The following is a 10779-nucleotide window of genomic DNA, read 5'->3' as shown; positions in this document are numbered from 1 at the left end:
TCCTCTTTTTATTTTATTTAAGATAAATCTTTTAAGGTTGCAATATTTGCTGCTAGTTTATTGTGAACTTCTAAATACTCATCTTCATTTATAGAGTCTGCAACAATTCCAGCACCTGATTGGAAAATTATTTTATCTTTTGTTAAAAGTGAAGTTCGAATAGTTATTGCACTATCCATATTTCCATCAAACCCAAAGTAAGCTATGCTTCCAGAGTAGAAATTTCTTTTTATTTTTTCAAAATTTGCTATTAATTCCATAGCTCTTATTTTTGGAGCTCCTGTCATAGTTCCTGCTGTAAATGTTGCCATAAATAGGTCAAACATATCATATTTTTCATCTAAAATTGCTTCAACATCTGAAACTATATGCATAACATGAGAGTATCTTTCTATTCTCATAAGTTCTGTTACTTTTACACTACCAGCCCTTGCTACTCTTCCAACATCATTTCTTCCTAAATCAACAAGCATTAGATGTTCTGCTCTCTCTTTTTTGTCGCTGATTAGTTCATTTTCCATTTCTAAATCTTTTTCTAATGTTGTTCCTCTTTTTCTAGTCCCTGCTATTGGTCTTAAAAGTAGGTGTCCATCAATTAATCTAATCATAACTTCTGGACTACTTCCTGCAATACTAAAATCTTCAAACTCTAATAAAAAAAGATATGGACTTGGATTTTTACTTCTTAATGCTCTATAAAAAGATAGACTATCAACAACTGCTTTTTGAGTAAATCTATTTGAGATTAAAATCTGAAATATATCTCCAGCTCTTATCATCTCTTTTGATTTTTCAACTATTGAAAAAAATTCCTCTTTGGTAAAGTTGAATTTCCCATTGTCTATTAATTTTGATTTTTTTAGTGGAGTATAAATATATGGCTTTAAAAGCTCTTTTTCTATATTTTCAAGCTCATTTTTTAACTCATCCACTGAAGTAAGGATTACTAATTTTGAAGTTTTATGAGAAAATGCTAATATTATCTTTGGTCTTATTAAATCTAAATCAGGAATATTCAACTCATCTTCTAAAGAGTTCATAGAAGCTTTTAGTTTTGGTTCAAATTCTTTACCTATATCATAACCAACATTTCCAATAAATCCATCAATTAAGCCAATTCCTAGCTCTTTTGATTTTTCTTTATATATATTTTTTTCAAAATTCTTATAATATTTTTTTAAAAATAATAGAGGATTGTTATCTACTTTTTCTATATTTCCAATTTCATTTTTAAAAAAACATTCACTGTTTTTATACCAAATTCTTTCTCTAGCTCCAATTATTATGTATGAAAAATTCCCATCATTACTTGAACTTATGCTACTTTCAAATAAAAAACTAAGCTCTTTTGGATAAAGAGCTTTTGTTTTCTCATAAATTGAAACAGGTGTAAATTGGTCTAAAAATAGAGTTTTGCTATAAAAATTCATAAATATCTACTAATGATTTACTATAAAAGTATTTTGAATATTTAGCTTGTTTTTTACAGATGATACATCATTTGAGGCTGCTGCTCTACTGCTATACGGACCAATAAGAAGTTTGTTAAATGTACTACCTTTTACATCTTCTTGAATAACTTTATATTTAAAACCTTGGCTTGTTATATTTTTTAAATAAGATTCACTAGGTCTTTTTGAGAATGCACCAATTTGAATAAAGTAACCACTACCAGTAGTTTCTTGTTGATTTGTTGATTTTACTGCAGCATTACCTTCAACTAAATCTCTTATAGATTTTTTTGTTTCAGGTTGTGTTTTTGTTGCTGTTGCTACATTTGTTTCAGGTGCTTTTGAAATCTGTTTTTTCTCTTCAATCTTTTTTATAGTTTCATCAAGAGCTTCATTTGGAATAGAGTTATCTGAGAAGTTTTCATTTTGAGTCAATTTAGCTTCTTCTTTTGTCTCTTTTACCATATCTAGTCTATCATTTGAGCTATTAATTTGTTGATTTGTTGATGATGGTTCTGAACTATCTTTTTTTGCTTTATCATCTAGTATTCTTTGGTATCTATCTTCTATATTACCACTATTTTCAGATAAAGTTTTCATTTCAGAAGAGTTTTGACTATTTGAAGTAAACGGGTCTTCTTTTTTTGAATCACCTGTTAGAAGTCTTATAATAATTATTGTTAGTAAAAAAAGAACTACTAAAACAATACCTAAAATTAAGTATTTTTTCTTGTTGTCTTCTCCACCTTGTTGTTGATTTAGCATAATATTGTCAAATTCATTGCTGTCATCATAATTGATATTTTGCTGTAATCTATTCATCTCATTCATATCGTCATTGTTATCTATACCTTTGTAGGCATTATTTAGATTGTTAGTAAGATTTATATTTCCCATAGATATCCTTGTTTCATCAAGTTCACTTAACTTTTTTTCAAGCTCTTCTTTTTCTTGTTTTAGTTGAACTTTTTTTACAAAATCATCACCTATTATTTGCATAATAACTCCTTGCTTTTAAACTCAATTAATACGTCGAACTAGTGTAAATAACAAATTTAGAAGCTAGTTCTTCAAGCTCTTTGTTTATTTTTTTATGTAACTCTTTATCTTCAATATTATCTAATACATCACAAATTTTATTTGCAATATATTCAAACTCTTTCTCTTTCATTCCTCTTGCAGTTAGTGCAGGAGATCCAATTCTAATTCCACTTGTAACAAATGGACTTCTAGTTTCTCCTGGAACTGTATTTTTATTTACAGTAATTCCAGCATCACCTAAAGCAGCATCAGCTTCTTTTCCTGAGAATGGTTTATTTAAGAAACTTACTAGAACAAGATGATTATCTGTTCCACCACTTACTATATCATATCCTCTTTTTACTAGCACTTCACCTAATACTTTTGCATTAGCTTTTACTTGTTTTGCATAATCTTTCCATTTTGGATCAAGTATTTCTTTAAATGCAACAGCTTTTGCAGCAATTACATGAACAAGTGGTCCACCTTGAAGTCCTGGGAAAATTGCACTATTTATTTTTTTAGCAATCTCTTCATCATTTGTCATAATCATTCCACCTCTTGGACCTCTTAGAGTCTTATGAGTTGTTGTTGTTACAACGTGAGCATGAGGGAATGGACTTTGGTGTTCATTTGCAGCAACAAGTCCTGCAATATGAGCAATATCAGCAAATAAAATAGCTCCAACAGAGTCAGCTATTTCTCTAAATCTTTTAAAATCAATCTCTCTAGCATATGCACTTGCACCACAAACAATTATTTTTGGTTGAACTATTTTTGCAATCTGCTCAACTTTATCATAGTTAATTCTTCCATCAAGTTCAACACCATAATAAAATGCAGAGTAGTTTTGACCAGAGAAGCTTGGTTTACTTCCATGAGTTAAATGTCCACCATGAGATAAATCCATACCTAATATTTTATCACCAGCTTTTAATAATGCTGCATATACTGCACCATTTGCCTGAGATCCACTATGAGGTTGAACATTTGCATATTTACAAGCAAATATTTCACAAGCCCTATCAATTGCTAGTTGTTCTACTTTATCAGCTTGTTCACATCCACCATAATATCTTTTATATGGATAACCTTCAGCATATTTATTTGTAAATACACTTCCCATTGCTTGCATTACTGCTGGACTTGTAAAGTTTTCACTTGCAATCATCTCAAGATGATTTGTCTGTCTTTCAAGTTCAGCTTCAACTATCTTAAACACCTCAATATCAGCTACCTCTAAATTATCGTTTGTGATATAGTTCATTTATCTCTCCAATTTTTATTATTTTTATTCATTTTCATCTAATAATAGATCAAAATCTTGTTTTACAGGTTTCATAGCAGGGAAAAGTAAAACATCTCTTATTGAGTGTTGATTTGTAAGCATCATTACAAGCCTATCAATACCAATTCCTTGTCCTGCTGTAGGAGCCATTCCATAAGATAGGGCATTTACAAAATCCTCATCCATCTCATGTGCTTCATCATCTCCGCTATCTTTTGCTGCCATTTGTCCTTCAAATCTTTGAAGTTGGTCAATTGGATCATTTAACTCACTAAAAGCATTTGCAATTTCACGTCCAGCAATAAATAGTTCAAATCTATCTGTCAAATGTTGTTTTTCATCATTTCTTCTTGCAAGTGGTGAAATTTCAACTGGATATTCTGTTATAAATGTTGGATTTATAAGTTTATCTTCTACAAATTCATCAAAAAGTTCACCTTGAAGTTGTCCTAGATTTAGTTTTGCATTTGCTTCAAGTTTATTTTCTTTTAAAAACTCTAAAATTTTCTCTTTATCTTCAACAATATCTTTTGGAACACCACCAATTTCGTATAAAGATTGAATAAGTGGTATTTCACTAAATTTTGTAAAATCTACTTGAAGTTCTCCATAAGGTAAAGTTGTAGGAAGATTTAAATTTTTAAATAGATATTCAAAATACTCTTTTGTAATAACAATTAAATCTTTATAAGTTTTATATGCCCAATAAAATTCAATAGAAGTAAACTCAGGATTATGAGTAGCATCCATTCCTTCATTTCTAAAGTTTCTATTTATTTCAAAAACTGCTTCAAATCCACCAACTATCAATCTTTTTAAGTACAACTCAGGAGCAATTCTTAAAAATCTATCAATTCCTAAAGCATTGTGATGAGTAACAAATGGTTTTGCATTTGCTCCACCAGCAATTGGATGCATCATAGGAGTTTCAACTTCTAAAAAGCCTTTATCTTCAAAAAATCTTCGAGTTAAACTTATAACTTTACTTCTTGTATGAAAAGTCTCTCTAACACTACTATTCATAATTAAATCTAAGTATCTTTGTCTATATCTTAGTTCTTTATCTTGTATTCCATGAAATTTTTCAGGAAGTGGTGAGATAGCTTTTGTAAGGATTGTTAAACTATCAACATGAAGTGAAAGCTCTCCTTGTCCTGTTACAAATGGATAACCGCTAACTTCAATAATATCACCAACTTCAATATATTTTTTGAAAATATCATTATAAAAATTCTCTTCTAAATTATCTCTTGCAACATAAACTTGTAGCATACCACTTTCATCTTCTAGTTTAAGAAAACTAGCTTTTCCCATAAGTCTAAAAAACTTAATTCTTCCAGCTATAGTAAAATTTCTATTCTCATCTCTTTTTGTTTCAAGATTAAAAATATCTTCATTTTTTGTTAAATAATCCTGTATACTTAGTTCTCTTTTTGTTTCATTTGCATATGGATTTATTCCTAAATCTCGCAAATTTTGAGCTTTTTCTATTCTTTGTTGTATATATTTATTTTCAAACAATTTTTAAATCCTTATTCATCTTTATTTCTAATATCTTGTAACTTATCTTTTGTACTATCTAAATTTTCTTTTAAATTGTCAAGTTGCTCTACATTTTCTTTTATATCATTTAAAGCAGGTTCTAGACTCTGTTTTGTTTCTTCGATACCATTTTGTATTGAAACTGAACCATCTGTTGCATTTTGAATAGTTTTATCAATAGTATTTACCATTGCTGTTGTATCAAATTTTATTATGTAAGAACCAACACTAAGTAAATGAGGCATCATAAAAGAGTTACTAAATTTTTCATCTATTACTTTTTTAAATGATCCTACTTGGTTTAATGAATAAGCAATAACAGAAAAAATAAGAAATATTTTTAACATTCCAAATATAAGTCCAAATATTCTATCAACAATTCCTAATCCACTTGCACTGAATATTTTACTAACAACAACTCCTGCACTATAAACAATAAGCCAAACTGCAACTAGTGAAACTACAAAACCTATTAGTTTTATTGTTGATTGATTTTCTATTACAAGAATAGGAGCTAAAAGTCCACCAACTTCTGTTGAAATTCTTGATGCTACAAAAATAGCACCAACAATACCAACTATTCCAAAAACTTCTTTTATTAAACCTCTAAAAAGTCCTTTTAAACCAAGCAATAATGTAATAAGTATAATAACTAAATCAAAAACTTCAATATCTTGCATATAAACAATCCTTTTTTCAATAATCCGTGCATTTTACCTAAAAAAGATAAAATAAAAGTTTAATTAAAATTTATATTAATATTTAAACCTTTGAGTTTTTTATTTTTATACTCAAAATCTTCATTTTTAAACTCTATTTCAAAATTAAGATTTTTTATAAAAAATTCATTTACTGTAAAAAGTCCTAATCCTACACCAAAAGATTGATGTTTTGTAGTAAAATATGGTTCACAAATTTTTGTTATAATCTCATCTTTAACACCATTTGCACTATCTTTTATTGATAAAATTTTATTTGAGAAGTTTATTAAAATATATCTATCTTCTTTATTTTTATTATTAACTAATGCATAAATAGAGTTATCAATAATATTTAAAATTGAATCAGAAAAATCACTTTTGTTACAATTTATAATAAAATCTTCACTATGCTTAAATTCACAAAAAATAGAGTTTTCTTCAAATATAGTTTCACAAAATAGTATTACATTGTTTACTATCTCAACTAAAGAGTGACTTGAAACTCTTTCATCTTTTCCAAAAAAGCTTGAGAAATTTTCTATTGTATTTGAGAGTTTTTTTGTATTAAAAATAATTTTATCACAAGATAGTAAAATCTCTTTTGTATTTAACTCTTTTATCTCTTCTTTTAGCTTCATTCCACTAGCTATTGTGCTAATTACACTTAAAGGTTGTCTCCAGTGATGGGCTATGCTATTTAGAGTATTTTCTATGGCATTTATTTTTGATTGTTGAAATAGAGCTTTTTGTTCATTTTTCTCTTTTTCAATCTGTAAAATTTCATTTGTAACATCAATAAAAGTAACAATAATAGATAAATCAATCTTTGCACTAGAACTCTTTACACTAAAGTGTCTTAGTTCATCTTTTGAATTTTTTATAGCAACTTTAAAGTTTTTATCTCGATTTTCAAATATATACTCAACCCAATTTTTACCATTATAATCTTTATTGATAATGTAATCATCTTTTTCTAAATCTTCAAAAGTATTACAAATACAAATATATGTTTTCTTAAAATCTTCAAGGTCTTTAACTGAAGGAAAAAATTTTAATAGTTGTTTATTTGCATCTACTATCTCTTTTCCGTTTGTTATTATTACAATATTTGGTTGAGAGTTTAAAATAATTTTATTTTTACTATTTTGATATTTTATATCTCTTAAATAATATATCAAAATAGCAGAAAATATTATAATAAGAGCTATAAATGTTGCTAAAATAGCTTGAATTTTTATATGCTTTATATTCTCTAAATTTATATTATTTAAATTCATAAAATTTACTATATATGCTAATTTATTTCCATTTTCATCAAAAAGTTGATATTTTGAGATTAAATAACCATTCTCAACAATAAAATTATCTATATTTATATATTTTTCAACACCATTTTCTTTTATATAGTTGTATAGATTTATATCAACATTTCCATTTGCAATATAGTAATCATCTATAAAAAGTTTTGATAAAAGAGGATTTGTTAAATTTTTTCTAATACTTTTATCTCCTATTACAATAGGGGAGATATTGTTTTTTAATAAATCTTCTGTAATTGAATCAAAATGAGTAACAACTTCTAATGCTCCATAAAAATTATTATTTTCGTCAAAAATAGGAACTCTTGCTTTTATACCTATATTAAAAAGTCCAGCACTAATGGAAGTTGAAATATTTTTTAAAGCTTCTACTTTCTTTAAATCAGGTCTAAAGTTAAGACTTCCCCGTATATTTGTCCATGACCTATATACACTATTTAAATTACTATCAAAAATTTGAATCCAGATATTTTTATATTTTGAATTTGTCTCTATTAGTTTTGCAATTTTAATATAATTTAGTTTTTTAAAATCTTTATTTTTTAGATGTGCATATAAGGTTTCATCTTTTGACAAAGATATTGCAATAGCCAAAGATGTATTTTGTTTATCATTTATTAGATTTTGTGTTTTTTCAAAGATATTTTTGTTTGTAGATTCATATATAGAGTTTAGAAGCTGCTTTTGTTTCTTATTTATATAATAATTTGTTGATATTATTACAAAAAAAGTTGAAACAATAAATGTGAGTATAATTAAAAATATATTTCTCTTTTTGTTCAAAATTAGTTTCTTTTTAGTTTCTTTTTTAAATCAAGACATAAGCATATAAAATAATTTCTTATTTACAAATTAAACTTCACTTTTATTTAAACTATTTTAGATAAAATCCCAAAATGATAAAAAGATACCCAACAAAACAGATAAAAGTAGGAAATGTTCTAATAGGTGGTGATGCACCAATTAGTGTACAATCAATGACATTTACAAAAACATCAGATGTAGAAGCAACAGTTGAGCAAATAAGAAAGCTTCATTTTGCAGGAGCTGATATTGTAAGAGTTGCTGTTCCACATCTTGAAGATGCACAAGCTTTAAAAGAGATAAAAAAACAAGTTGATTTACCAATAGTTGCAGATATTCACTTTCACTATAAGTTAGCTTTAATTGCTGCTGAAGTAGTTGATTGCATACGAATAAATCCTGGTAATATTGGAGATAAAAAAAGAGTACAAGAAGTAGTACGTGCTTGCCAAAATAGAAATATACCTATAAGAATTGGGGTAAACTGTGGAAGTTTAGAAAAAGAGTTTGAAGATAAATATGGACAAACAGCACGTGGAATGGTAGCAAGTGCAGATTACAACATAAAATATCTTGAAGATTTAGGTTTTACGGATATTAAAGTCTCATTAAAAGCTAGTGATGTTCAAAGAACAGTTGAAGCTTATAGACTTTTAAGACCTATGAATAACTATCCATTTCATTTAGGTGTAACAGAAGCTGGAACTCAATTTCACTCAACGATAAAATCATCAATTGCGCTAGGGAGTTTACTACTTGATGGAATAGGCGATACATTAAGAGTTTCAATGACTGGAGAGCTTGAAGAGGAGATAAAAGTCGGACGTGCTATTTTAAAAGATTTAGGTATCTCAAAAGAGGGTTTAAATATTATATCTTGTCCTACTTGTGGAAGAATAGAAGCCGATTTAGTAAGTGCAGTTGCCCAAATAGAAAAAAGAACTTCGCATATAAAAACTCCTCTTGATGTTTCAGTTATGGGTTGTGTTGTAAATGCTATTGGAGAGGCAAAAAGTGCAGATGTTGCTATTGCTTTTGGAAAAGGTAGTGGACTTGTTATGAAAAAAGGTGAAATAATTGCAAAATTAAGTGGAGATGCTTTAATTAATAGGTTTGTTGAAGAAGTTGAATTTGAAGCAAAAAGAAAAATATAATGGATAGTATTTATAGTATAAATATTGAAAGAGCAGTTTTAAGCTCAATATTTTTTAATCCAGAAGAGCTTGAAGATGTTTTAGGAGTTTTAAAACCAAAAGATTTTTATCTTCCTGCACATAAATCTATATTTGAAGCAATAGTTAAACTTCATAGTGAAGATATGCCAATTGATGAGGATTTTGTAAGAAATAGGGTTGATAAAAAAGAGGTAAATGATGGAGTTCTACTTGAGATTTTGAGTGCAAATCCTATTACAAATACATCTGCTTATGTAAAAGAGATAAAAGATGCTTCTGTTAAAAGAGAGTTAGCAACACTTGCAACAACTATAAAAAAAGTTGCAATTGAAGATGAAATTAGTGCAAATGAAGCTTTAGATACTATTCAAGGTGAGCTTTACAAGATATCTACAAATAGTGCAACAAGCGAATTAAAAGATATGCAAACAGTTACAAGTGATACTTTAGCATATATTGAAAAAATGAAAAAACTAGGAAACAAGTACCTAATAGGACAAACAACTGGTTTTGAAGCACTTGATAAAAAAACAACAGGTTTCAATGAAGGTGATTTAGTAATAATCGCTGCACGTCCAGCCATGGGTAAAACAGCACTTGTTTTAAATATGGCTTTAAAAAATGTAGAAAAAGGTAAAGGAGTTATATTTTTCTCACTTGAAATGCCAGCTGAACAGTTGATGCTAAGAATGCTTGCGGCAAAAACATCAATTCCTCTTCAAAATCTTAGAAAAGGTGATATGGATGATAAAGAGTGGTCAAATTTAAGTGCTGCTTTTGATGATTTAAACTCAAAAAAACTTTTTGTAGATGATGGTGGAAGTATAAATATTAACCAACTTCGAGCAAGAGTGAGAAAATTAGCACAAATTCAAGAAAATAATATCAGTCTTGTTGTAATTGATTACCTTCAACTAATGCAAGGTTTGGGAAATAAAGATAGACATCAAGAAGTTTCAGATATTTCTAGAGGTTTAAAAATGCTTGCACGTGAGCTTAAAATTCCTATTGTTGCTCTTTCTCAACTTAATCGTGGGCTTGAAAGTAGACCTGATAAAAGACCAATGCTAAGTGACTTAAGAGAATCTGGAGCAATCGAGCAAGATGCTGATATTATAATGTTTGTTTACAGAGATGATGTTTATAAACAAAGAGATGAAGCAAGAAAAGAGAAAGAGGCTAAAGATAAAGGTGAAGATTATAAATCAAAATTTATAGATAAGCCAATTGAAGAGGCTGAAATAATTATAGGAAAACAAAGAAATGGACCAATAGGTACAGTAAAACTAGATTTTCATAAGGCTTTAACTAAATTTATTGACAAGGATAATGAACACTATGGACAAGCTCCAATAGAAGTTGTATTTGAATCAGTAGTAGATGTACAAAAAGAGACAAAAATAGATTTTCCTGATGGCGTTTTATAAAATAATATTTTTTTAAGTTATAAAAGTTTAAAATCAATACAAACTTTTACAC

The 10779-nt window shown here is 27.9% G+C and carries 8 protein-coding genes; 2 read left to right on the top strand and 6 right to left on the bottom strand.

What is annotated here, in order from left to right; translation table 11 throughout:
* Positions 1-17: 17 nt before the first annotated feature.
* Genes ACRYA_RS06395 through ACRYA_RS06370 form a run of 6 tightly spaced genes read right to left on the bottom strand, consistent with a single transcriptional unit; the run spans position 18 to position 8104 of the window.
* Entirely contained in the window at positions 18-1430 is a 1413-nt protein-coding gene (locus ACRYA_RS06395) for an anthranilate synthase component I family protein (protein WP_105918332.1), read from the bottom strand.
* 9 nt (positions 1431-1439) lie between these two features.
* Entirely contained in the window at positions 1440-2450 is a 1011-nt protein-coding gene (locus ACRYA_RS06390; RefSeq protein WP_105918331.1) for an SPOR domain-containing protein, read from the bottom strand.
* A gap of 25 nt (positions 2451-2475) precedes the next feature.
* Positions 2476-3738 (bottom strand): serine hydroxymethyltransferase, encoded by a 1263-nt coding sequence (locus ACRYA_RS06385; protein ID WP_121443287.1) that lies wholly within the window; start codon positions 3736-3738, stop codon positions 2476-2478.
* Positions 3739-3762: 24 nt separating this feature from the next.
* Positions 3763-5280, bottom strand: a complete 1518-nt coding sequence (gene lysS / locus ACRYA_RS06380) for a lysine--tRNA ligase (RefSeq protein ID WP_105916704.1) — start codon at positions 5278-5280, stop codon at positions 3763-3765.
* An 11-nt stretch (positions 5281-5291) separates the two neighbouring features.
* Entirely contained in the window at positions 5292-5981 is a 690-nt protein-coding gene (locus ACRYA_RS06375; RefSeq protein ID WP_105916703.1) for a CvpA family protein, read from the bottom strand.
* A gap of 59 nt (positions 5982-6040) precedes the next feature.
* Positions 6041-8104 carry a sensor histidine kinase gene (locus tag ACRYA_RS06370; protein WP_121443288.1) on the bottom strand — a complete coding sequence of 688 codons (2064 nt, stop codon included), beginning with the start codon at positions 8102-8104 and terminating at the stop codon, positions 6041-6043.
* A 113-nt stretch (positions 8105-8217) separates the two neighbouring features.
* Here ACRYA_RS06370 and ispG point away from each other — a divergent pair, with 113 nt between their 5' ends.
* Positions 8218-9279: a flavodoxin-dependent (E)-4-hydroxy-3-methylbut-2-enyl-diphosphate synthase gene (ispG, locus tag ACRYA_RS06365; RefSeq protein WP_105916697.1), complete on the top strand. Its 1062-nt coding sequence runs from the start codon at positions 8218-8220 to the stop codon at positions 9277-9279.
* A complete protein-coding gene (locus tag ACRYA_RS06360; RefSeq protein ID WP_105916696.1) occupies positions 9279-10727 on the top strand; it encodes a replicative DNA helicase in 1449 nt (482 codons plus the stop codon). The genes ispG and ACRYA_RS06360 overlap by 1 nt, the downstream gene beginning before the upstream one ends.
* Positions 10728-10779 lie beyond the last annotated feature (52 nt).

Origin of the sequence: Aliarcobacter cryaerophilus ATCC 43158, from assembly GCF_003660105.1 — a bacterium.
GTDB classification, from domain to species: domain Bacteria; phylum Campylobacterota; class Campylobacteria; order Campylobacterales; family Arcobacteraceae; genus Aliarcobacter; species Aliarcobacter cryaerophilus.
The sequence above is the reverse complement of the archived record's forward strand: the minus strand, read 5'-3'. Positions and strand labels throughout refer to the sequence as shown.